The 21,020-nt window shown below is 71.6% G+C and carries 23 protein-coding genes; 11 read left to right on the top strand and 12 right to left on the bottom strand.

The annotated features are described in order from the left end of the window. The first annotated feature begins 44 nt into the window (after window positions 1-44). From J2X46_RS20450 to J2X46_RS20430, 5 genes are read left to right on the top strand one after another with little or no spacing between them, the layout of a single operon-like run. Window positions 45-1,040, top strand: a complete 996-nt coding sequence (locus J2X46_RS20450) for a sugar ABC transporter substrate-binding protein (RefSeq protein ID WP_310253844.1) — start codon at window positions 45-47, stop codon at window positions 1,038-1,040. Window positions 1,041-1,049: 9 nt separating this feature from the next. Continuing rightward, complete coding sequence (locus tag J2X46_RS20445) at window positions 1,050-2,156, top strand: ABC transporter permease (RefSeq protein ID WP_310253842.1); 1,107 nt, start codon at window positions 1,050-1,052, stop codon at window positions 2,154-2,156. A gap of 4 nt (window positions 2,157-2,160) precedes the next feature. Continuing rightward, window positions 2,161-2,946, top strand: a complete 786-nt coding sequence (locus tag J2X46_RS20440) for an ATP-binding cassette domain-containing protein (protein WP_310253841.1) — start codon at window positions 2,161-2,163, stop codon at window positions 2,944-2,946. After that, the gene (locus J2X46_RS20435; protein ID WP_310253839.1) at window positions 2,943-4,079 is read left to right on the top strand and encodes an FAD-dependent monooxygenase; all 1,137 of its coding nucleotides are present in this window, start codon (window positions 2,943-2,945) and stop codon (window positions 4,077-4,079) included. The genes J2X46_RS20440 and J2X46_RS20435 overlap by 4 nt, the downstream gene beginning before the upstream one ends. Beyond that, window positions 4,076-5,425: an FAD-binding oxidoreductase gene (locus tag J2X46_RS20430; protein ID WP_310253837.1), complete on the top strand. Its 1,350-nt coding sequence runs from the start codon at window positions 4,076-4,078 to the stop codon at window positions 5,423-5,425. Before J2X46_RS20435 ends, J2X46_RS20430 begins: the two co-directional genes overlap by 4 nt. Here J2X46_RS20430 and J2X46_RS20425 read toward each other — a convergent pair. Next, window positions 5,415-6,356, bottom strand: a complete 942-nt coding sequence (locus J2X46_RS20425; protein WP_310253835.1) for a LysR family transcriptional regulator — start codon at window positions 6,354-6,356, stop codon at window positions 5,415-5,417. The genes J2X46_RS20430 and J2X46_RS20425 overlap by 11 nt on opposite strands. 26 nt (window positions 6,357-6,382) lie before the next feature. Between J2X46_RS20425 and J2X46_RS20420 the strand changes: the two genes are divergently transcribed. Further along, window positions 6,383-7,324 (top strand): LysR family transcriptional regulator, encoded by a 942-nt coding sequence (locus tag J2X46_RS20420; protein WP_310253833.1) that lies wholly within the window; start codon window positions 6,383-6,385, stop codon window positions 7,322-7,324. Here the strand turns inward: J2X46_RS20420 and J2X46_RS20415 are convergent. Next, on the bottom strand, window positions 7,265-8,503 hold the full coding sequence (locus tag J2X46_RS20415; RefSeq protein ID WP_310253831.1) for a multidrug effflux MFS transporter: 1,239 nt from the start codon (window positions 8,501-8,503) through the stop codon (window positions 7,265-7,267). The two genes, J2X46_RS20420 and J2X46_RS20415, sit on opposite strands and share 60 nt — an antisense overlap. A 118-nt stretch (window positions 8,504-8,621) precedes the next feature. On the opposite strand from J2X46_RS20415, the gene J2X46_RS20410 reads away from it, so the two are divergent. The 5 genes from J2X46_RS20410 to J2X46_RS20390 all read left to right on the top strand — a co-directional run bounded on the left by J2X46_RS20410 (window position 8,622) and on the right by J2X46_RS20390 (window position 11,989). Then, window positions 8,622-9,554 (top strand): MBL fold metallo-hydrolase, encoded by a 933-nt coding sequence (locus J2X46_RS20410; RefSeq protein ID WP_310253829.1) that lies wholly within the window; start codon window positions 8,622-8,624, stop codon window positions 9,552-9,554. A gap of 371 nt (window positions 9,555-9,925) precedes the next feature. Continuing rightward, complete coding sequence (locus J2X46_RS20405; protein ID WP_310253828.1) at window positions 9,926-10,579, top strand: hypothetical protein; 654 nt, start codon at window positions 9,926-9,928, stop codon at window positions 10,577-10,579. 15 nt (window positions 10,580-10,594) lie between these two features. Beyond that, a complete protein-coding gene (locus J2X46_RS20400) occupies window positions 10,595-10,789 on the top strand; it encodes a hypothetical protein (RefSeq protein ID WP_310253826.1) in 195 nt (64 codons plus the stop codon). A gap of 83 nt (window positions 10,790-10,872) precedes the next feature. Further along, window positions 10,873-11,133 (top strand): hypothetical protein, encoded by a 261-nt coding sequence (locus tag J2X46_RS20395; protein WP_310253825.1) that lies wholly within the window; start codon window positions 10,873-10,875, stop codon window positions 11,131-11,133. Then, complete coding sequence (locus J2X46_RS20390) at window positions 11,099-11,989, top strand: hypothetical protein (protein WP_310253823.1); 891 nt, start codon at window positions 11,099-11,101, stop codon at window positions 11,987-11,989. Before J2X46_RS20395 ends, J2X46_RS20390 begins: the two co-directional genes overlap by 35 nt. A 28-nt stretch (window positions 11,990-12,017) precedes the next feature. Here J2X46_RS20390 and J2X46_RS20385 read toward each other — a convergent pair whose 3' ends face one another. From J2X46_RS20385 to J2X46_RS20340, 10 genes are all read right to left on the bottom strand, one after another. Further along, window positions 12,018-14,315, bottom strand: a complete 2,298-nt coding sequence (locus J2X46_RS20385; RefSeq protein ID WP_310253822.1) for a family 78 glycoside hydrolase catalytic domain — start codon at window positions 14,313-14,315, stop codon at window positions 12,018-12,020. Window positions 14,316-14,377: 62 nt separating this feature from the next. Next, on the bottom strand, window positions 14,378-14,875 hold the full coding sequence (locus tag J2X46_RS20380; protein WP_310253820.1) for a VOC family protein: 498 nt from the start codon (window positions 14,873-14,875) through the stop codon (window positions 14,378-14,380). 64 nt (window positions 14,876-14,939) lie between these two features. Then, complete coding sequence (gene pcaC / locus J2X46_RS20375; protein WP_310253819.1) at window positions 14,940-15,311, bottom strand: 4-carboxymuconolactone decarboxylase; 372 nt, start codon at window positions 15,309-15,311, stop codon at window positions 14,940-14,942. 17 nt (window positions 15,312-15,328) lie between these two features. After that, a complete protein-coding gene (locus J2X46_RS20370; protein WP_310253817.1) occupies window positions 15,329-16,291 on the bottom strand; it encodes a lyase family protein in 963 nt (320 codons plus the stop codon). Further along, entirely contained in the window at window positions 16,284-16,811 is a 528-nt protein-coding gene (gene pcaG, locus J2X46_RS20365) for a protocatechuate 3,4-dioxygenase subunit alpha (RefSeq protein ID WP_310253816.1), read from the bottom strand. Before pcaG ends, J2X46_RS20370 begins: the two co-directional genes overlap by 8 nt. After that, window positions 16,808-17,590: a protocatechuate 3,4-dioxygenase subunit beta gene (gene pcaH, locus J2X46_RS20360; protein WP_310253815.1), complete on the bottom strand. Its 783-nt coding sequence runs from the start codon at window positions 17,588-17,590 to the stop codon at window positions 16,808-16,810. Before pcaH ends, pcaG begins: the two co-directional genes overlap by 4 nt. Continuing rightward, complete coding sequence (locus tag J2X46_RS20355; protein WP_310253813.1) at window positions 17,575-18,774, bottom strand: 4-hydroxybenzoate 3-monooxygenase; 1,200 nt, start codon at window positions 18,772-18,774, stop codon at window positions 17,575-17,577. The genes pcaH and J2X46_RS20355 overlap by 16 nt, the downstream gene beginning before the upstream one ends. 83 nt (window positions 18,775-18,857) lie before the next feature. Beyond that, window positions 18,858-19,157, bottom strand: coding sequence for a chorismate mutase (locus J2X46_RS20350; protein WP_310253811.1), 300 nt, complete (start codon window positions 19,155-19,157; stop codon window positions 18,858-18,860). 61 nt (window positions 19,158-19,218) lie between these two features. After that, entirely contained in the window at window positions 19,219-20,262 is a 1,044-nt protein-coding gene (locus tag J2X46_RS20345) for an iron-containing alcohol dehydrogenase (protein WP_310253809.1), read from the bottom strand. A gap of 4 nt (window positions 20,263-20,266) precedes the next feature. Next, window positions 20,267-20,872: an adenylyltransferase/cytidyltransferase family protein gene (locus tag J2X46_RS20340; protein ID WP_310253807.1), complete on the bottom strand. Its 606-nt coding sequence runs from the start codon at window positions 20,870-20,872 to the stop codon at window positions 20,267-20,269. Window positions 20,873-21,020 lie beyond the last annotated feature (148 nt).

Below are 21,020 nucleotides of genomic sequence, written 5' to 3'. Positions count from 1 at the left end.
CAGCGACAGGCAGCGATGTGCTGCCGCGGACACCAGGAGATGACATGCACCACCGCCACAACTTCCGTCGGGCGGCCGTTGCGGCCGTCGCGGTCGGCAGCCTCTTCTCGCTCGCCGCGTGCGGCAGCGACCCGCAGCCTGCCGACGGCGCGACCGACAGCGGCTCGGACGGTGACTCGGGCGCCAGCAAGACCATCGTGTTCTCGCCGCTGGGACTCCAGATCCCCGCGATGAAGCAGCTCTCCGAGGGCGTGCAGGCCTACGGCAAGGAGAAGGGGTACGACGTCACCGTCCAGGACCCCAAGCTCGACCCGCAGAAGCAGGTCACCGACCTCCAGGCGTCCATCGAGAGCGGCTCGGTCGCCGGCGCCTGGACCATCGCGGTCGCCCCGCCCGCCATGTCGGCCCTCGTCCAGACCGCCCTCGACAAGGGCGTGCCGATGATCCTCAACGGCGTCCCGGAGGACTACGGCCTCGACGGCCTCCAGCCGGGCGTCTCCTTCTCCACCATCGACTACGAGGCCGAGGGGGAGGCCGCCGGAACCGAGCTCGGCAACTGCATCAACGAGCGCTACGACGGGAAGTCGGAGGTGCTCTTCGCCGAGTCCTCCCCCGGCACCGCCGGCAAGGAGGAGTTCGAGGGCGCCGTCAAGAAGGCCCTCGCCGCCACCGCCCCCGACGCGAAGATCGTCACCACGATCACCGTCAGCGACCGCACGGCCGCCCAGACCGACGTGGGCAACGCGCTGCAGGGCAACCCCGACGTCACCGCCGTCTTCGCCCAGAACGACGAAGGTGCGCTCGGCACGATCGGCGCCTACAAGGCCGCCGGCAAGGACATCCCCTGCATCACCGAGGGCGGCGGCAACGAGGAGACCCTCGCCGCGGTGAAGTCCGGCGACATCTACGCCGTGGTGGCCCTGCAGTTCCAGGCCGACATGGCCCAGTCGTTCGACGCGCTCACCGCGATGATCGACGACCCCGAGGCGGAGGGCGTCCAGCTCACCGTCCCCCAGGAAGTCGTCAAGGCCGAGGGCTGAAGGTTGACCATGACGACGAGCAACTCGGAGATCACCTCCGGGACGACCGAGGACGGGGCTGTCGACACCGGCAGCCCCGCCCCCGGGGCGGTCCCCACCGGCCACGACGTCCCCCGGTCGGTGTCGGTGCTGGTCTTCCTGCGTGACCGGGGCATCTTCATGCTGTGGGGCCTGCTGATCGTGGCCTTCGCGGTCTGGTGCTCGCCGTACTTCTTCACGATCGACAACGCGCTGCTGATCGCCAACGCCGGCGCCCTGACCGCTCTCTTCGCGGCCGGCGTGGGCATCGGCATCATGACCGGCGTCCTGGACCTGTCCCTGCCCGGCACCGCCGCCCTGTCGGGGTGCGTGTGCGGCTGGCTGCTCACCCACGGGTACGGCACCTGGCTGGCGTTGCTCGCCGGCCTCGTCGTCGGCCTGGTGGTCGGCGTGGTCAACGGCCTGATCTCGCTGCGCGGCTTCAACCCGATCATCGTCACCATCGGAACCCTGTCGGTGCTGACCGGCCTGGCGGCGGTCGTCGCCGGCGGCTACACCTTCCCCGGCCTGACGCAGCTCGAGTTCATGGGCACCCACCGCTACCTGCGGACCGACTCGTTCCCGGGCATCCCGGCGCCGGTCTTCATCGTCGCCGCGGTCTTCGTCGTGGGCACGGTCTTCCTCACCCGCACCCGCGACGGCCTGCGGCTGATGGCGGTCGGCGCCAACGCCGAGGCCGTACGCCGCGCCGGCATCGCCAGCAACCGCTACGTCGTGCTCGGCTTCGTCATCTCTGGCGTCCTCGCGTCGGTCGGCGGCCTGGTCAACACCGCCAACGTGACCGAGGCCAACCCCAACGCCAGCCCGGCGATCATCTTCACCGCGCTCACGGCCGTGGCCCTCGCCGGAGTCTCGCTCACCGGCGGACGAGGCAGCCTGCCGCGCGTCCTGGTCGGAGCCCTCGTGCTCGCGACCATCAGCAACGGCCTCACCATCCGCGGCATCCAGCCCTACTGGGCCACGGTCCTCACGGGCGTGCTGCTGCTGGCCTCGCTGCTCGTCGAGCGGCTGCTGCAGACCAGCGTCGAGAACCGGCTGATGTCGGTGAACCTGTCCGTCCACGAGAAGAAGGTCTGAGGCCATGACTGCTCCCGCCCTCGAGCTCCGCGGCATCGAGCTCCACTACGGCTTCGTCCGGGCGCTCGCCGACATCAACATCCACGTCAACCCCGGTGAGGTCGTCGCGCTCCTCGGCGACAACGGCGCCGGCAAGTCGACGCTGCTCAAGGTGATGTCGGGGGCGCACCGCCCCACCCACGGCACGATCAGCGTCCACGGCACGGAGCACACCTTCCACGCGCCGAGCGACGCCTCGGCCGCGGGGATCCAGATGGTCTACCAGGACCTCTCGCTGGTCGAGCCGCAGGACATCTCGACCAACCTCAACATGGGCCAGGAGACCCTGCGCCGCGGCCCGCTCGGCTGGCTCGGCTTCGTCGACCGCAAGGCGATGCGCAAGAGCTCGGAGGCCGAGCTCGACCGCCTCGGCGTGCGTACGGCGTCGATGACGCGCCCGGTCGAGATGCTGTCGGGCGGCCAGCGCCAAGTGGTCGCGATCGCCCGCAGCGCCATCCGGGTCAGCGGCGAGCGAGGCGGCGTACTGCTGCTGGACGAGCCCACGGCCGCCCTCGGATACGAGCAGACGAAGAACGTCCAGAGCCTGATCCGGCGGATGGCCGACCAGGGCATCGCGATCGTGGTCGTCACCCACGACCTCCCGCTCTGCTACGAGGTCGCCGACCGGATCGTCATCCTCAACCGCGGTCGCAAGGTCGCCGACGTGCCCGCCAAGGGCTGCGACCGCGACCACGTCGTCGGCTGGATCACCGGCTCGCGCGCATCGATGTACGAGGAGGTCAGCGCATGAGCGCCGACACGCAGGTCCGCAAGGTCGTCATCATCGGCGGCGGCATCGCTGGCGGCGTGCTCGCGCTCGGGCTGCGCCAGCGCGGCGTCGAGGTCGTGCTCGTCGACCAGCGCAGCGAGCTCGGCGGCGTCGGCCACGGCATCACGCTCCAGGGCAACGCGCTGAAGGCGTTCGACGCGGTCGGTCTCTACGACCGCCTCAAGGAGCGCGGCTTCGCCTTCAGCCACCTGCGGATGAAGACCCCCGACGGCCACGTCGTCGCCGAGATGCCCACGCCCCCGATGGGCGGGCCGGACCTCCCCGGCACGATGGGCGCCGTGCGCGGCGACATCGCCGACCTGATCGAGGAGATGCTGGACGAGGCCGGGGTCGACGTGCGGCTCGGCACGACGCTGACGGCGATCGACGACCAGGGCGACTCGGTGCGCGTCACGCTCGCCGACGGCACCGTGGAGACCGCCGACCTGCTCGTGGGCGCCGACGGGATCCGGTCGAAGGTGCGCGAGATGATCGGTATCGACACCAAGCCTCAGCCGGTCGGCATGGGCATCTGGCGGACCGTCGCCAAGCGGCCGCCGGAGATGGACTGCTCGGAGCTCTACTTCGGCGGGCCGAAGTACAAGGCCGGCTACACCCCGATCTCCGAGGACCTCTGCTACGCCTTCCTGCTCGAGGAGAACCTCGACCGCTCCTTCATCGGAGAGGGCCCGAACGGCGCGCTGCTCAAGGAGCGCGGCCAGGGCTACGGCGGCATCTGGGGCCAGGTGCGCGACAGCCTCGCCGACGACGCGATCGTCAACTATGCGTGGATCGAGGCCATCTGCGTCGACTCCCCGTGGCACCGCGGCCGCACGATCATCATCGGCGACGCGGCCCACGCCTGCCCGCCGCTGATCGCCCAGGGCGCCGCCATGTGCGCCGAGGACGCGGTGATCCTGGCCGAGATGCTGACCTCGGGCGACGCGGTGGAGGACGTGCTGCCGGCCTTCATGGAGCGCCGCTTCCCGCGCGTGAAGATGGTGCTGGACAACAGCCTCACCCTCGCCGAGTGGGAGATGCACCCGGAGACCCCGGGTGCCGACCCGGGCCGGATCATGGGCGAGACCCTCGGCGCCCTGGTGGCACCCGCGTGATCGAGGTCGGCGCCGCTGGGTTCGAAGAGGCGCGGGTCGACCGGATCTTCAACCGGCGGCTGACCGACCGCCAGCCGGCCGCAGTGGTCCGCCCGACGTCGGAGGACGAGGTCGTCGCGGCGGTCCGGCTGGCCGTCGAGCGCGGCTGGCAGGTCGCCGTACGCTCCGGCGGGCACAGCTGGGCGCAGTGGTCGGTGCGCAGCGACGCGCTCGTGATCGACCTCGGCGACTTCAGGGAGATCACCTACGACGAGGAGACGCAGGTCGTGTCCGCGACCCCGTCGGTCAAGGGCGGCCTCGAGCTCGGCCCGTTCCTCGAGGAGCGCGACCGGTTCTTCCCCGGCGGCCACTGCCCCAGCGTCGGCATCGGCGGCTTCCTGCTGCAGGGCGGCCAGGGCTGGAACGCCCGCGGGTGGGGCTGGGCGGCGGAGTACGTCGTCGCCCTCGACGTGGTGACCGCCGACGGTGAGCTGGTCCGGGCCTCCGCCGACGAGAACGCCGACCTCTTCTGGGCCGCCCGGGGCGCAGGCCCCGGCTTCTTCGGCGTCGTCACCCGCTTCCACCTGCGCACGCTCCCCCGCCCGCAGCACCTCGGGCTCACCGTCCAGGCCTACGACCTCGCCGACTTCGACGAGGTGATGACCTGGCTGCACGACACCCACCACACGGTCGAGGACACCGTCGAGATCGTGGCGCTGACCAAGACCGACCTGACCGTCTCGCCCGACCCGGTGCTGCTGGTCACCGCGCTCGCGCTCGTCGACTCCGACGACGACGCCCAGCGGGCCCTGGCGCCGTTCCGGGCCAGCCCAGCGCTCGACCGGGCACTGATGGTGCTCGATGCCGTCCCGACGACGATCGCCGAGCAGCGCAAGCGCCAGCTCGACGACAACCCGGAAGGCCATCGGTGGGCCGTCGACAACGCCTGGCTCACCGGCTCCTCCGCCGAGGTGGTGCCGGCGATGCGCAAGGCGTTCACGACGCTCCCCCACCCCAGGGCGTTCACCATCTGGTTCTCGATGGCGCCGCTGCGCGAGCTGCCCGACATGGCGTTCTCGATGCAGTCGGAGATCTACCTCGCGGCCTACACGTGCTGGGACGACGAGTCCGACGACGAGCGCTGCCGGGCGTGGCTCGACGACGCGATGGCCGACCTCGAGCCGGTGACCGCGGGCCAGTACCTCGGCGACTCCGACCTCTCCCACCGCCAGGTCCGCTTCATGGCCGACGACAACTGGGAGCGGCTCGAGGCGATCCGCTCGGCCCGCGACCCGCGGGGCGTGTTCGTCGGCCACCTGGCCGGACCCGACGGCGCGACCAACCGCAACCACTGGGTCACGTCGTAGCGAGGTCCCCGGCCGGCTCCTCGACCAGCCCCTCCGCGAGCTCGTCGAAGCGGGCGAACAGCCAGCGGTGGGCGGGGTCGGACATCCGGTCGCGCCCGAACCAGTAGCCCTCGGCGAGCACCACCTCGTCGAAGGGCGGCTCGACGATGACCACCGGACCGCCCTCGCGCACATGCGTACGGGCCAGGCGCTCCGGCACCACCGCGACCATCTCGGTGCCGGCGATCACGAAGGGCAGCGGCAGGAAGCCGTGCACCTGGAGGGCGACGTGGCGGGTGATCCCGAGCTCGCCGAAGACCCGGTCGGCCGGGGTCAGGATGCCCGGGCCGAAGCCGGCGACGGCGTGCGGCACCTCGGCGAGCGCCTCGAGGGTGAGACCTCCCTCGTGCAGGCGCGGGTGGTCGTACGACGCCATCAGCACCATCCGGTCGCGCCACAGCGGGCGGGAGGCGCCGGGGAAGCCGAAGCCCAGCGGCGCGATCAGGGCGTCGAAGTCGACGAGCACCTTCTCGGAGCTGCGGATGTCGACGCCGAGCCCCTCGATCTCGAGTCGCACCCCTGGTGCGGTCGACTCGATCAGGCGGAGCAGCGGCTCGTGGACGACGGAGATGGCGTAGTCGCTCATCGACAGCCGGAACGTGCGCTCGCTGGTCGTCGGGTCGAACTGGTCCTCCAGCCGCAGCGCGCGGCTGAGCAGGCGTACGGCGTGCTGCACCTCCGGCAGCAGGTCCTTGGCCAGCGGCGTGAGCTCGTAGTCGCGGCCGGCGCGCACCAGGAGCTCGTCGTCGAAGCGGCGTCGCAGGCGGGCCAGCGAGGCGCTCATCGCGGGCTGGCTGAGCTCCAGACGCTGACCCGCGCGGGTCACGTTGCCCTCCTCGAGGAGCACCTTCAGGGAGATCAAGAGGTTGAGGTCGATTCCTCCCAGCGTCATGGGTGGTGAGACTACTGTCACACCCTGTGAGGGAGAGGCTCCGAGACGTCGACGCGAACCTGTTGCTGTCACTGCACGCGCTCCTCGAGGAGAAGAACCTCACCCACGCCGGCGAGCGGATGACGATGAGCCAGCCGGCCATGAGCGGCGCGCTCGCCCGGCTGCGCAAGCACTTCGACGACGAGCTGCTCGTCCGCGTCGGCCGTGGCTTCGAGCTCTCGCCGCTCGCCGAGGACCTCAAGCCGGCGGTCGCGGACGCCGTCGAGGCCGCCGAGCGATTGCTGGGAAACCAGCGCGCGTTCGACCCCTCCTCGAGCTCGCGCCCCTTCGCGGTGAGCATGTCGGAGTACGCCATGACGGTGCTGTCGGAGCCCCTCATGCGGCACCTCGCCGCGCAGGCGCCCGGGTGCTCCCTCGCGCTCGACCCGGTCAACGTCGGCGCCGGCCAGTTCGAGGCGCAGCTGCTGCGCCGCGACCTCATCGTCGGCCCGCTCGGCTTCGAGTTCCCGGGCCGCACGCAGCCGGTGTTCACCGACGAGCTCGTGTGCGTCGTGGACCGCGACAACCCCCGCGTGCGCGAGGGTGCGCTGTCGATCGACGACCTGCAGCAGATGCCGCACGCCGTCGCCGAGTTCGGCGCCGCGGGCGCGCGGCGGCGGCCGCTGGAGGTCGAGCTCGAGCGCGCCGGGATCGTCGACCGCACGGTGCTCGTCCGGGTCTCCAGCCTGCTCGTGCTCCCCTTTGCCGTGAGCGGCACCGGGATGTGCGCCTTCGTGCCGTCGCGACTGGCCCGGAAGTCGGCCGACATCCTCGGCCTCGCCATCGCCTCCACCCCGCTGGAGCCGGTCCGGATCACCGAGGCCGCGCACTGGCACCCCCGTCGCGACACCGAGCCCGCCGTGGTGTGGCTACGGGAGCTGCTCTACGACGTCGCCGTCTCGGTCGAGGACGACCTGGCCGACGGGTGAGTGCAGGGCGAGCCGGCTGGCGGTGAACCCGAGGCCCGAGGCGCACGCCATCACGACGGCCGGCACGAGCGCGGAGTGGTCACCGCCGAGGCCCACCAGCGGCGAGACGAGCGCACCGAGCGCGAACTGGGTGAACCCGAGCACGGCGCTCCCCGCACCGGCCACCGGCCGGACCTCCGACATCGCCAGGCCTGCCGCGTTGCCCATGATCCCGCCGTTGCTCATCACCGCGACGAAGATCGGCACCGGGTAGGTCCAGGCCGGTGCGTCCGTCGCCGCCAGCGCCACGAACGTCAGGGTGGCGCCGAGCTGGACGCCGATGCACGTGCGGAGCACGGTCGCCGGTGCCCAGCGGTCGATGACCCTGCTCGAGACGTAGCCCGCGCTGATCAGGCCGACAGCGTTGACGCCGAAGGCGAGGCCGTACTGCACCTCGTTGAGGCCGACCACGTTCTGGTAGACGAACGGCGAGGACGAGACGTAGGCCATCAGCACGCCGAAGGTGCACGCGAGGACTGCGACCGGGCCACGGAAGCGGCCGTTGCCGACGACCGAGCGCATCGCCGTGAGCGCCGAGGTCTCCCCCGTCGTACGCCGCTCGGGCGGGTGGGTCTCCTCGAGGACCAGCAGCACGGCGACCAGCATCGCCACGCACAGGCCGGTGACGGTCCAGAGCAGGCCGCGCCAACCGACCGGGTCCGCGAGCAGCCCACCGATGAGCGGCGCGAGCACGGGGGCGATGCCGCCCACGGTGAGCATCAGCGTGAAGGCCCGCGCGGCCGCGCGGCCGGTGACGATGTCGGCGATGACGGCGCGCCCGATCACCATGCCGCCGGCGCCGGCGAAGCCCTGCACCGCACGTGCGGCGATCAGGACCGGCAGGCTGGGCGCGAGGGCGCACACGACGCCCGCGACGACGCAGACGGTGGCGCTGGCGAGCAACGGACCGCGCCTGCCGTACCTGTCCGAGACCGGACCCATCACCAGCTGCCCGAACGCGAGGCCGATGAGGAATGCGGTGAGCGTGAGCTGTACGCCGCTGGGGCTCGCGTCGAGCGCCGCCGCGATCGCGGGGAACCCAGGGAGGTAGAGGTCCGTGGACACCGGCGCGACCGCGGCGGCAGAGGCGAGCACGAGGAGCAGCGGCAGGCGCACCTGCCCCTGCGTCTCGTGTGTCACGACCTCAGTCAACCAACTCCGTCGCGGGTTCGGAACCGGTCGTCGCGCATGCCAGTGATCGGTGCTGGTGATGGCCGTCAGCCTTGTGGTGACCGTCACCGTCGGGCTGACTTGGCGCATGACCTGGGACGACGGCAAGGCCTACCTCGACGAGCTCGCGCCGGGGGTGTTCGCCTACGTGCAGCCCGACGGCGGCTGGATGGTGAACAACTGCGGCTTCGTCGTCGACGACGCCGGTGACGCCGTGCTCGTCGACACCACGTCGACGGAGAAGCGCAACCGCTCGCTGCTCGCCGAGGTCGGCGGTGTGACACCTCGCTCGCCCCGGATCCTGGTCAACACCCACCACCACCCCGACCACACCTACGGCAACGGCTTCCTCCCCGAATCGACGACGATCATCGGCCACGACCTCTGCCGCGAGGGCGTCATCCGCGCCCAGCTCAAGGCGACCGCCGAACTGCCCGCCGACTACGGCGACCTGGTCGTGCGGCCGCCGGACCTGACCATCGGCTCGGACATCTCGCTGCACCTGTCCGACTTCGCGGTCGAGCTGAAGGTGATGGGGCCGGCGCACTCGACGAACGACATCGGCGTCTGGCTGCCGTCGCAGCGCGTGATGTTCGCCGGGGACCTCGCCTTCTCCGGCGGGCACCCGATCTTCCTCGAGGGCTCGCTGGCCGGCTTCCGGTCGGCTGCTCTCGCCATGAAGGACCTGGCTCCCGTGGCGCTCCTCCCTGGCCACGGACCTGCCTGCCGGGGCGACGAGGTGGGGCGCGTGCTCGACGACCTCATCGGCTACGTCGACTGGATCGCCGACCTCGCGCGGTCGTCGTACGACTCCGGGCTGACGCCGCTCGAGGCCGCGCAGAAGGCAGCCGGAGGACCGTACGCCGACTGGCCCGAGGGCGAGCGTGTCGTCTGCAACCTCCACCGGGCCTACGTCGAGCTGTTCCCCGACTACGAGCCCCCGACGCCGCTGATCATCCCCGCCCTCTGGCCGGAGATGGTCGCGCTCAACAGCGGGCGGCCGATCGAGACCCACGCCTGACCTCCGCGCTCGCCCCCGGCGGCGAATGGACTGCGCCGCGGCTGTCTGGTCCGCCGTGACTTGTGCGGCACAGCGCGCGATGCTGGTCCGAGCAGTCGGCCGGGCGCGAGCGACAGACGCTCGAGCTCGACCCGTCGCCTTCCGGGAGGGCCGTGCCGTGGATCCGCGCATCGCAGACGCACTGGGTGCGTGTCGCGTGGGACCACCAGTTCGTCGTCGAGGTCGCGCCGGTGTCCATCCCCGCCTCGACGGCCTGGCCATGGACGAGCGCCACCATGCCGTGGTCGTCGAGGTCGGGGATCGCTGTCATGCAGGAACTCTTCCGCAACGCGCTATTGACGTTGGCACAGTCCGAGGTCTAAATCTCAAAGATGGCTGTGCTGGCGGACGCCGCCTCGGATCGCACGCGCGTGCCAGGCACCGGGGAGCGCTCGAAGGATGTCTGGGCTTTCGTCCTCATGGCGCTCACGGTGGTCGTCTTTGCCGGCATAGCCACAATCACCGTCAAGAAGGTGTCCACGTTCAAGTCCGAGGACATCATCTCGCTCGTGGCAGCTCTGCTCACCGCCCTGATCAGTGTCGTCGTTGCCACCTACGGGTATCTCGACAGGAAGGCAGCGGCAGCTGAGCGCGGTGAGCAGCGCTACGAAGACATCGTGCTCAAGTCGTTGGAGTACTTCACCGGCGGCACTCAGCGGCGGAGCGTCGGCGTTGCCGTCGTTGAAGGTGCTTGGAACAATGCTCCGAACCTTCGACCAATATTCGTCTCGCTCCTGGCCAGCCAAGCGATATACCTGCTGGACGAGTCCAAGCAGGAGGACGCAGCTCACGAACAGCAGAATCTGAGCCAGATCATGGATCTGCTCGTGCGGTTCGAACGGGCCGGCGAGCTTTCGCACTCGAATCAGGTCGGGCTCGCCAGCGCTCTCCACCGGAAGGTCCCCGATGTGGTGAGCAAGAGGGGTGTGACTGTTTCCGCTGGTGACCTCGACGCTTGGAAAGGCGCGTTCCCCAAGCGGACGTAGACCCCACTGGACTCGGTGCGACCCGAAATCCGTCACGCCGCCGCCTGTGACCACACGATCGCCTCTGATGTGGGGGTGCTGCTCACCGAACCGGGCGACGTCGCCGGCATGAAGGAGGAGTACGCCCGCTGGTTCCCGACCGATCTGCCGACGCGCTACGCGGCCAAGTTGGGGCAGAGATCCCAGGCCTGCTCGTCTCGATCCGGATGACGGCGTGCCTCGGCTGAACAACGCCGACGGACGTCGGCGCGCGAGCTCTGGCCCCGGCTCCCTTCTCCGGCGAGACTGGGGACGTGGGTGCCGACGAGGAGGCCGTGGCCGAGGTGGTGACTGCGCGGACCGCGGCCTCGGTGTCCGGGGACGCCCGTCGGGTGCGGGAGATCCTGGCGCCCGACGTCAGCCACACCAACGCCAGTGATGGGTCGTGCGACCGCGAGGAGCACATCGCGTCGTACGTCGAGCCCGTGGAGCTGGTCTGGCTCGAGACCACCCAGGCCGGCGTCCTGTCAGGATCGATCGATGGTGGAAGCCACAGCGGCGGCGTACGCCGATGAGCGGGTGTCGCGGGTGCGCGACCTCCCCGAGTCGAGGTTGGAGCTCCTGCGCGAGCTCTACCGACTGCCGCCCGACGTGGACCGCGGCTACCTGCCATACCGGCGCGCTGCCTCGGCCTTCATGGGGTGGCAGCTGCGGCGTGGGCTGCTCGCTCCCCCGTCGTCGGCGACTCCGGGCAGCCCGTGGTGGCGGACCCTGAACGAGTCGCTGCTGCGCGACGTCTGTGAGGCATCGGCGCTGGCCTTCGGGCGCGCGGGCCGACCTCGCACTCCCGGGGCGGCGGCGACGCTCGACTTCATCGAACGGCCGACGGCGCGCACGTGGTACCGAGGGCACAACACCTCGATCGTGTCGGCGTACCTGGCGAACGAGCCCGTGGCATGGCAGGAGGGTCGCGTCGAACGCTTCTTCATCAACCTGGTCCTCGTTCGGGTCCTCCTCGCCCACGCCCTGGTGGCCGAGCCCCGACTGGCACTCGGGCGGCTCGCGCTCCTCGGCCGGCCGTTGGGAGATCCGCGGCTCGGCATGACCGGCGTCTTCCTGTCGCTGTCGCGGATCCTGCCCGACGACTACCCACTCGGTGAGGACGTGGAGTCGTACGTCGCGGCCGAGCACGGCTTCGGCCACCTCGTCGACGTGGGGGTGGTCCTGCCGAGGCTCGAGGAGCTGTACGAATGGTCGGCCGACGCGCTCGCGATGCCCGGCCTCCGTGCCCTGCTCGAGCCAGGACGCGTCGTGCCGTCCTACGCCTGGGATCCCGCGGACGCCATGGTGTGGCACCCGTCGCCCTTGCTGCTTGCCCGAGTCGCCCGGCGAGTGGTCGGGCCGGTGCCGGGGCCCGCACCCGGGCGATGACGCGTGACGCCTTCCACCCGAGCGTGGACTAGAAGGTGTGCGACCCCGAGCCGACCTCGTACGTCTCTCCGCTCGGAAGCACGACCTCGGCCACACACCCGTCCGGCACGGTGACCTCCAGCGAGAAGCCGTCAGAGGCATCCCACGCCACCGAGATGAGCCCGTGCACCGACAGGTGTGACGTGGAGGCGCGAGTGATCCCGCCGCCGGGCTGAGGCGCGAGCCGGAATCGCGTCCACGTCGGCTCGAGGCGCTGGAGCCCGGCGACGTGGCGGTGGAGGAACGAGATCACCGCGCCCTTGGAGTAGTGGTTGAGCGACTCGTGGGCCGAGCCGTCCTCGCGGATGCCGTCCCAGCGCTCCCAGACCGTGGTGGCGCCGCGGTCGATCATCGTCAGCCAGGAGGGCTCGGAGTCCTGGAGGAGCAGCTCGTACGCCAGGTCGAGGTGGCCGTGGTCGGCGAGGGCGGGGAGCAGGTCGGGGGTCGAGAGGAAGCCGGTCTGCAGGTGGGTCCCCGCGGAACGGACCAGCGCGGCGAGGTCGTCGGCCGCCCGCTGCCGGTGCTCCGGCGGCACCAGCCCGAACGTCAGGGCGCGCACGAGGTTGGCCTGGGTGTGCGGCGTGATGTGGCCGTCGGGGGCGACGTACTCGGTGCGCCAGGCCGCGAGCGCACCCTCGGCCAGCGCCTCGTAGCGGGCGGACGACTCCCCGATCAGCGAGGCGATCCGGGCCGCGTGGGAGGCGGTCCAGCAGTAGAACGCCGTCGCCACGTCGGACTTGTCCATCGCGATGAACGCCGGGAAGTCCGAGGGCTCTCCCCCGGGCTCGAGCCACTCGCCCCAGTGGAAGCCGGTGTCCCAGAGGTACTGCTCGTGCGGCTCGGGCTCGGGGTGCTTCGCGACGCGGTCGGGGTGGCGGGAGCCTGACGCCATCCGCTCGACGCGGTCGAGCCACCCCACCATCGCGGGCCAGATCGCCGACAACGTGGCGGTGTCGCCGTACTCGCTGTAGAGCTCCCACGGCACCAGCACGATCGCGTCGCCCCAGCCGGCGGAGCCGTTCATCTTCTCGAGGAAGCCGGTCTTCTCCGCGACCGGCATGGGCGCCATGTTGCCGAGGTTGCCGTCGGGCCACTGCGCCACGGCGAGGTCGCGCAGCCACTTCTGCGAGAACCCCTGCACGTCATAGAGGTACGACGCCGTCGGCACGTAGAGCTGCCAGTCACCCGTCCAGCCGGCGCGCTCGCGCGTCGGGCAGTCGGTCGGCACGTCGCAGGCGTTGCCGCGGAAGCTCCACACGGCCGCGTCGTGCAGCCGGTTCAACCGGTCCACATCGCACGAGAACGAGCCGCGCCGCCCCATGTCGGTGTGCACGACGACTCCCGTGACGTCGTCGGCGGTGAGCGGGCCGGGGTGGCCCTCGACGCGGACGTACTGGAAGCCGTGGGTGGTGAAGCGCGGCTCGAACACGTCGCCCTGGACACCGGCCGAGACGACGCTGTCGACCTGACCGGCACTCAGCGGCTCGGGCAGGAACGGCATGGCCGGCTGGAGGTGCGTCATCATCACGTCGCCGCCGGGGCCGAGCGCCTCGCCGTGGGTGAGGGTGATCTCCGTGTCGGCCGGGCCGAGGCTGGTGAGGCGCACCCGGCCGTTGATGTTCTGGCCGAGGTCGACGACGAACACCCCGGGCCGGGGCGAGGTGACCGACACGGGGCGGAGCTCCTCCACCGCCCGCACCGGCGGCGCGACCGGCGCCACCAGGGTGTCGTACCCACGAGTGGAGACGGCAACAGGCTGCCAGGAGAAGGAGTCGACGAGGCGCCGGTCCTCGCGCTGCCCCTCGATCAGGTCGGCGGCCACGATGTGCGAAGGCGACCACTGCCAGGCGGCGTCCGTGCCGACGACGGTGCGGGAGCCGTCGGCGTGCTCGAGCTCGAGCTGGGCGAGCAAGGCCGTCTCCGTCCCCCACTGGTCCGTGGCGCGCAGGATGCCGACCTGGCCGCGGTACCACCCGTCCGCGAGGAGCGCGTCGAGCGTGTGCGCCCCTTCGCCGAGGAGCGCGGTGACGTCGTAGGTCTGCACCTGGGTGTGGTGCGCGTACTCCGTGAAGCCGGGCGTGAGCTCGTCGGCCGTTACGCGCGTGCCGTCGATCGACAGCTCGTAGATCCCGTGCGCGGTCGCGTGCCACGTCGCGCGGCGTACGGGCGCGTCAACGCGGACCGAGCCGCGCAGCGCGTACGCCGGTCGGCGCCCGGGCACGTCCCCCGTCGCCGTCGGGGAGATCCACTGCGCCTGCCACTCGATGTCCGGTGTGTCGGTCGTCACCGCACCAGCGAACCGCACCGGCCGCACCGGCGGAATCAGCCAGCGGTGATGCCAGCCATCGACTACAGCACCTTGGTGCCGTACATCTCCCCCAAAGGGTCGGCGATCAGCTCGAGCCGCGCCCCGTTGGGATCGCGGAAGTAGATCGAGGTGCCGCTCTCCTCGAGGTACTCGACACCTGCGGAGTCGAGGTTGCCCTTGAGCCGCGCCCAGGCCTCGGGCTCGACGGAGATGGCGATGTGGTGCAGCCCGCCGAGCACCTCGGCGTAGGGCCCGATGTCGAGCCCCGGGAAGTCGAAGAAGGCGAGCAGGTTGCCGTGCCCGATGTCGAAGAAGAAGTGGTTGGAGCCCTCGTAGTCGCGGTTCTCGAAGATCTCGGTCAGCGGGAACCCGAGCACCTCCTGGTAGAACCGCACGGTCTCCTCGACGTCGCGCGCGACGACGGCGAAGTGGTGCAGGCCGCGGGCGCTCGACGCCGGTCGGCTCTCGTCGGGCTGGAGGTACGTCGAGCGGATCCGCTCGCGCTCGGCCTCGATGGCGGCACGGTCGATCGCAGTCATGCTCGTCCTCCTGGTTGCGCCTTCAACTGGGAAGGTACATCTCCGGAGGCGAGGCGGCCACGCCTCAGTCGTCCGCCTCCGCGAACACCTCGCGCGCGATGCGGAAGGCCGAGTTGGCGTCGGGGACGCCGCAGTAGATCGCGCTCTGCAGCAGGGTCTCGCCGATCTCCTCCCTCGTGACACCGTTGCGGAGCGCGGCGCGCAGGTGCATCGCGAGCTCCTCGTGGTGGCCGCGCGCGATGAGCGCGGTGATCGTGATCAGCGAGCGCGTGCGTCGGTCCAGCCCGGGCCGGGTCCAGACCGTGCCCCACGCGTACTCCGTGATCATGGTCTGGAAGTCGCGGTCGAGGTCGGTGATCCGCTCGGTCGCGCGGTCGACGTGAGCGTCGCCGAGCACCTCGCGGCGAACCTCCATGCCGTCGTCGTACTTCGTCATGGCACCTCCTGGTGGGGTCAGCGGGCCGCGTCGGCGGCGGCGAGGTTGGCGGCCATCCGGTCCGGGTGGATCTGGAGGCGGTCGAGCAGGTCGGCGGTCTGGCTGGTGGCGACGGCGGTACGCCGTGCCAGCAGGCGCAGCGTGTCCCACTCGGCGTGCCACGCACCGTCGGCGCGCTCGTCGACCTGGTCTGCGGCACAGAGGTGGAGCGTCGCGAGCAGCTGGGGCGTGGTCAGCGCCGCCCGTCGGACCAGCACGGACAGCACCGGGTTGGCCTTGTGCGGCATCGACGACGAGCCGCCGCCGGAGCCCTCGGAGACCTCGCCGATCTCGGGCCGGGACAGCTCGAGCACGTCGCGCGCGATCCGCCCGCACGCGTCGGTGGCCGCGGTGAGCGCGTCGGCGATCCGGGTGATCGGCCGGCGGTCGGTGTGCCAGGCAGGTACGTCGTCGAGGCCGAGGCGCGCAGCGATCCGGCCGTCGCGCAGGGTGCCCACCGGGCCGCCGCACTGCGCCGGGAAGGACAGCGAGACCAGATCCTCGTCGGCTGCCGCCAGGCCCGAGCGCCACGCGTCGAGCTTGTGGCCGAAGGTGATCGGCAACGCCCACTGGGTGAGCGTCCGGCCGACCATCGGGGTGTCACCGTGCCGCGCTGCGAGGTCGTCGAGGGCCCGGGTCGCCGAGGCCAGGTCCGCGCGCACCGCGCCCCCGGCCTCGCGCAGCATCAGCACGAGCGCGGTGTCGAGCACGTCCTGCGACGTGAGCCCGGTGTGCACGTCGAGGTCGGGGTGGGCCTTCTTCAACGCCTCGACGAGCGGGATGACCGCGTTGCCGCCGGCCTCCGCGTCGAACGGACCGAAGGGGACGTCGAGCTCGGCGCCGACCGACGCCGACTCGACCGCGACCATCGCCCGCACGAACGCCTCGTCGGTGAAGAGCGACCCGGCCCGGCGGTCACCCGGCCAGAGCAGGTCACTCATCGCCGAAGTCGAGGAAGACCGTCTCGTCCTCGCCCTGGAGGCGTACGTCGAAGCGGAAGCCGTCCTGGTCGGCGGTGGTCACGAGGGTGGCCCGCCGGTCGGCGTCGAGCCCGTCGAGGAACGCGTCGGTCCGACCCGGCAGGTAGGCCCGCGTGAAGAGCCGGTGCAGCAGCCCGCGGGCGAAGACGGTGATCGCGAAGAACGGCGCTGACTCCCCCGGCACCAGCGTGGTGAAGGAGTAGCGGCCCTCGCGGTCGGTGGCGCTGCGGCCGAAGCCGGTGAAGGTCCAGCCGTCCCGGTGCAGCGACCCCGCCTGCTGCACGACCTCGCCGGAGGCGTTGGCCTGCCAGAGCTCGATCAGGGCGTCGGGCACCGGCGTGCCGGCGCCGTCGTACACGATCCCGTGCAGCCGTACGGCGCCGGGCGCGCCGCGCGGCACCAGCTCGTCGTCGCCGTCGTAGGGCAGCGCGTAGTGGAAGAACGGCCCCACGGTCTGGCCGGGAGTCGGGGTGGGCGTCATGCGTGGTCCTCCTCGGTGTCCGACTCGAGCGGGGTGCGGTGCGATCCAGTCAACACGATGTCCCACCGGTAGCCGGTCGCCCACTCGTGCTGGGTCAGGTCGTGGTCGTAGGTCGCCACCAGGCGCTCGCGGGCACGCGCGTCGACGATCGACTGGTAGATCGGGTCGCGGTCGAAGAGCGGGTCGCCCGGGAAGTACATCTGGGTCACCAGCCGCTGGGTGAAGTCGGTGCCGAAGAGCGAGAAGTGGATGTGCGCCGGCCGCCAGGCGTTGTGGTGGTTGCGCCACGGGTAGGGGCCGGGCTTGATCGTGGTGAACCGGTAGGTGCCGTCAGCGTCGGTGAGGCAGCGGCCCATGCCGGTGAAGTGCGGGTCGAGCGCGGCCGGGTGCTGGTCGCGCTGGTGGATGTAGCGCCCGCCGGCGTTGGCCTGCCAGATCTCGACGAGCTGGTGGCGCACCGGCCGTCCGTCGCCGTCGAGCACCCGGCCGGTCACGACCATCCGCTCCCCCACCGGCTCGCCGCCACGCTGGATGGTGAGGTCGGACTCGAGCTCGCCGACGTCGCGTGCGCCGAACACCGGCGCCCACAGCTCGATGCCCTCGGGGTCGACCTGCTGGAGGTCCTTGGTGGGGTGGCGCAGCAGGGACGAGCGGTAGGGCGCGTAGTCGCGCCGCGGCTGGGTCTCCTCGACGCCCGCCTCCTGATACGACGCGGAGAGGTCGGCCATCTCCTTGTCGATGACCTCCTGCGGCTCGAGCCCGCTCATGCTGTCGGCCATCCGGTGTATCCCTCCGCGAGGTAGGTGGCGCCGGCCTCGGACGAGACCAGGCTGGTGAGCTCGCCGAGCTGGCGGAGCTCGTCGAAGTCCCGGTGCTCCTGCTGGCCCGGCACCTGGTGGAGCATCGTGGTCATCCAGTAGGAGAAGTGCTGCGCCTTCCACACCCGCGCAAGCGCGCGGTCGGTGTACTCCTCGAGCGCGTCGAGGTCGCCCTTGCCGAGCGCCCGCTCGACCACCTCAGCGAGGACCCGGGTGTCGGCGAGCGCGAGGTTGAGGCCCTTCGCGCCGGTCGGCGGCACCGTGTGCGCGGCGTCGCCGGCGAGCAGCAGCCGACCGCTGCGCATCGGGGTCTGGACGAACGACCGGAACGGCAGCACCGTCCGCTCGATGACCGGCCCCTCCTTCAGCTCGAAGCCGTCGGGCCCGGCGAGCCGCGCCTGGAGCTCGCTCCAGATCCGGTCGTCGGACCAGGCGCTCGCGTCCTCGGCCGGGTCGCACTGGAAGTACATCCGCTGCACGCTGTCGGTGCGCTGGCTGACCAGCGCGAACCCGCGGTCGGACCGGGCGTAGATCAGCTCGTCGCTCGACCGCGGTGCCTCGCAGAGGATGCCGAACCACGCGAAGGGGTACTCGCGCGTGTAGCGGCTGTGCCCTTCGACCAGGTTGCGGCAGATCGAGCGGGATCCGTCGGCGCCGACCACGAGGTCGGCGGTCACCTCGTGCGGCAGCCCCGCCTCGTCGTCGTACGTCACCCGGGGGCGGTCGCCGTCGACGTCGTGCACTGCCGTGTTGGTGATCCCGTAGCGCACGTCGCCGCCGTCGCGGGTCCGCGCGGCGTGGAGGTCCACGAAGACGTCGGTCTGCGGGTAGAGCCAGACCGAGGCGCCGACGAGGTGCTCGAAGTCGACGTGGTGGCTCTCGCCGCCGAAGCGGAGGTAGATGCCGCCGTGCCGGTCGCCGTCGGTGATCACCCGCTCGTGGCCGGCCTCGTAGACACCGGTCTCGGCCAGCAGCCGCACGCTGTCGCGCTCGAGGATCCCGGCGCGGTGGGTCGTCCGGATCTCCTCGACGCTGCGGTGGTCGACCACGACACTCTCGATCCCCGACCGGTGAAGCAGGTGCGACAGCATCAGGCCGGCGGGGCCGCCGCCCACGATGGCGACCTGGGTCCGGGTGCTCGTCATGGCAGGGACCGTAGAGAGGCTGCCACCGCGGCGGCACCCGGCGCTTCCACTGGGTGGAATAGGCGCAGGTCAGACGCTGCTGGTCACGCCTCGTTGGCGAACGCCTCGTGGTTGCGGATCACCTCGGCGATGATCACGCCGAGGACCTTCTCCGCGAAGACGGGGTCGAGCCCGCTCTCCTCCGAGAGCCGGCGCAGCCGGGCGATCTGGCGCTCCTCCCGGTCGAGGTCCGCGGGCGGGAAGCCCGCCGCCGCCTTGAGCCGGCCGACCTGCGAGGTGCACTTGAAGCGCTCCGCGAGCAGGTGGACGAGCGCGGCGTCGAGGTTGTCGATGCTCGACCGGAGCCGCAGCAGCTCGGCCTGGGGAGTCTCGTCGGTGTCCACACGACCATTCTCGACCCGGAGGGTGAGGTGCTCCTGCCGACCGTCCTACTGGGTGGACCGATCAGCCGTGCAGCGCGGAGCGGAGCAGCACCTCGAGCACCCCGAGGTCGACGGGAGCCGGGTTGGACGGCGGCACGGACGGCAGGATCGCCGCGGCGGCCTCGGCGACCTGGTCGTCGCGGAGACCGAGCTCGGCGAGGCTCCGTGGCGCGTCGAGCCGGTCGTAGAGGTCGGCGAGGCCGAGCACCGCAGAGGTGGAGCCGAAGGCCTCGGCCAGGCGCCGGTCCGCGGCGGGGGCGTGCGGCGCGTTCAGCGCGAGCACGTGTGGCAGCACGATCGCGTGGGTCGCGGCGTGCGGCAGGTCGAAGCGGCCGCCGAGGACGTGGCAGATCTTGTGGTGCAGCCCTGAGCCCGACGACGCGAACGCGGCGGAAGCGAGGTAGGTGCCGTAGAGCACCCGCTCCCGGGCGGTGAGGTCGTGCGGTGCGTCGAGCACGGCGGGCAGAGCGACGGCCAGCGCACGTACGCCCTCCCCGGCGAGGGCCGCGTTGATCGGGTCGGCGCGCGGAGCCCAGAGGGCGTCGACGGCGTGCGCCAGGGCGTTGAGCCCGCTGGTCGTGGTGAGCCCGGCCGGGAGGTCGCGCGTGAGCGCAGCGTCGTACACCACCGAGCGCGGGAGCACGCGGCGGTCGGTGCCCGTCGTCTTGGTGCCGTCGGTGGTCAGGCCCCAGACATCCGTGGCCTCCGAGCCGGCGTACGTCGTCGGCACGGCGACGAGGGGCAACCCGGTGGTCAACGCGACGGCCTTGCCGAGCCCGGTCGCGGAACCGCCTCCGACGCTCACGACGACGTCGACGTCGTGCTCGGCGGCGACCGCACGGGCGGCCTCCGCGATCTCCAGGGGCACGTGCTCGCGTACGCCGTCGTGCAGCACCGCGACCTCGATCCCGGCGGTGACGGCGCGCGCCACCTCGGTGCCACGTGGTGAGGCGATGACCATCGCCCGCCGGGCGCCGAGCAGCTCGACCTCCTCGCGCACGGCTGCGTCCGCCTCGCCGGCGGCGAAGCGGACCCGTTGCGGAAGCGTCTCGTGCGTGAAGCCCACGGGCTCAGTCGACCACGGCCGCGATGCGCGGGTCGCTGCGACCCAGCAGGTCGCGGGCGGTGGCCAGGTCGCCCGCGGCGAGCGCACGGCGTACCTCCGTCGAGGAGCAGGTGCGCTCGCCGTGGCAGACGAGGTCGACACCGCTGACGTCGAAGCCGAGCCGGCGGCCGGCCGCGGCGAGGAAGGCGACGTCTCCCTCTCCCCCGCGCCCGCAGTGGAAGTTGTCGCCCACGACGAGGGACCGCACGCCGAGCCGGGCGACCAGGCCCTGCTCGACGAAGTCGGCCGCGGGCTGCGCCGCGAGCTCGCGGGTGAACGGCAGCACGACGACACCGTCGAGGCCGAGCGAGAGCGCCTGCTCGACGCGGTCGTCGACGGAGAGGAGCTGGCGAGGTGCCCGCTCGGGGGCGAGCACCACGAGCGGGTGCGGCTCGAAGGTGACGAGGACGGTCGGCAGGCCGAGCCGGCGGCCCTCCGCCAGGGCGGCCTCGACGAGCGCGACGTGGCCGCGGTGGAAGCCGTCGAAGACACCGACGGTGACGACCGACGCGTCGAGCTCGGCGAGCGCGGGCCAGTCGCGCCAGACCTGCTGGCTGAGGGTGTCGCTCATCGTCTCGCTCCCGTCGGAGGGGTGGGGTCCGGTCGTGGGGGGGGGGGGGGGGGGGGGGGGGCCCCCCCCCCCGGGGGGGGGGGGGGGGGGCCGCAGAGAGAGGCGGAAGGCAGAGGCAAAAGCAGAAAGAGCATGGGCCGGCCGGGCC

It is taken from the genome of Nocardioides sp. BE266, from assembly GCF_031457855.1.
Lineage (GTDB): Bacteria > Actinomycetota > Actinomycetes > Propionibacteriales > Nocardioidaceae > Nocardioides.
The sequence above is the reverse complement of the archived record's forward strand: the minus strand, read 5'-3'. Positions and strand labels throughout refer to the sequence as shown.

What these genes read in the sequence shown, in the direction of transcription:
- J2X46_RS20450 (WP_310253844.1), top strand. Translation starts at nt 45, where the DNA reads ATGCACCACCGCCACAACTTCCGTCGGGCGGCCGTTGCGGCCGTCGCG.
- J2X46_RS20445 (WP_310253842.1), top strand. Translation starts at nt 1,050, where the DNA reads ATGACGACGAGCAACTCGGAGATCACCTCCGGGACGACCGAGGACGGG.
- J2X46_RS20440 (WP_310253841.1), top strand. Translation starts at nt 2,161, where the DNA reads ATGACTGCTCCCGCCCTCGAGCTCCGCGGCATCGAGCTCCACTACGGC.
- J2X46_RS20435 (WP_310253839.1), top strand. Translation starts at nt 2,943, where the DNA reads ATGAGCGCCGACACGCAGGTCCGCAAGGTCGTCATCATCGGCGGCGGC.
- J2X46_RS20425 (WP_310253835.1), bottom strand. Translation starts at nt 6,356, where the DNA reads ATGACGCTGGGAGGAATCGACCTCAACCTCTTGATCTCCCTGAAGGTG.
- J2X46_RS20410 (WP_310253829.1), top strand. Translation starts at nt 8,622, where the DNA reads ATGACCTGGGACGACGGCAAGGCCTACCTCGACGAGCTCGCGCCGGGG.
- J2X46_RS20405 (WP_310253828.1), top strand. Translation starts at nt 9,926, where the DNA reads ATGGCTGTGCTGGCGGACGCCGCCTCGGATCGCACGCGCGTGCCAGGC.
- J2X46_RS20390 (WP_310253823.1), top strand. Translation starts at nt 11,099, where the DNA reads ATGGTGGAAGCCACAGCGGCGGCGTACGCCGATGAGCGGGTGTCGCGG.
- J2X46_RS20380 (WP_310253820.1), bottom strand. Translation starts at nt 14,875, where the DNA reads ATGACTGCGATCGACCGTGCCGCCATCGAGGCCGAGCGCGAGCGGATC.
- pcaC (WP_310253819.1), bottom strand. Translation starts at nt 15,311, where the DNA reads ATGACGAAGTACGACGACGGCATGGAGGTTCGCCGCGAGGTGCTCGGC.
- J2X46_RS20370 (WP_310253817.1), bottom strand. Translation starts at nt 16,291, where the DNA reads ATGAGTGACCTGCTCTGGCCGGGTGACCGCCGGGCCGGGTCGCTCTTC.
- pcaG (WP_310253816.1), bottom strand. Translation starts at nt 16,811, where the DNA reads ATGACGCCCACCCCGACTCCCGGCCAGACCGTGGGGCCGTTCTTCCAC.
- pcaH (WP_310253815.1), bottom strand. Translation starts at nt 17,590, where the DNA reads ATGGCCGACAGCATGAGCGGGCTCGAGCCGCAGGAGGTCATCGACAAG.
- J2X46_RS20355 (WP_310253813.1), bottom strand. Translation starts at nt 18,774, where the DNA reads ATGACGAGCACCCGGACCCAGGTCGCCATCGTGGGCGGCGGCCCCGCC.
- J2X46_RS20340 (WP_310253807.1), bottom strand. Translation starts at nt 20,872, where the DNA reads ATGAGCGACACCCTCAGCCAGCAGGTCTGGCGCGACTGGCCCGCGCTC.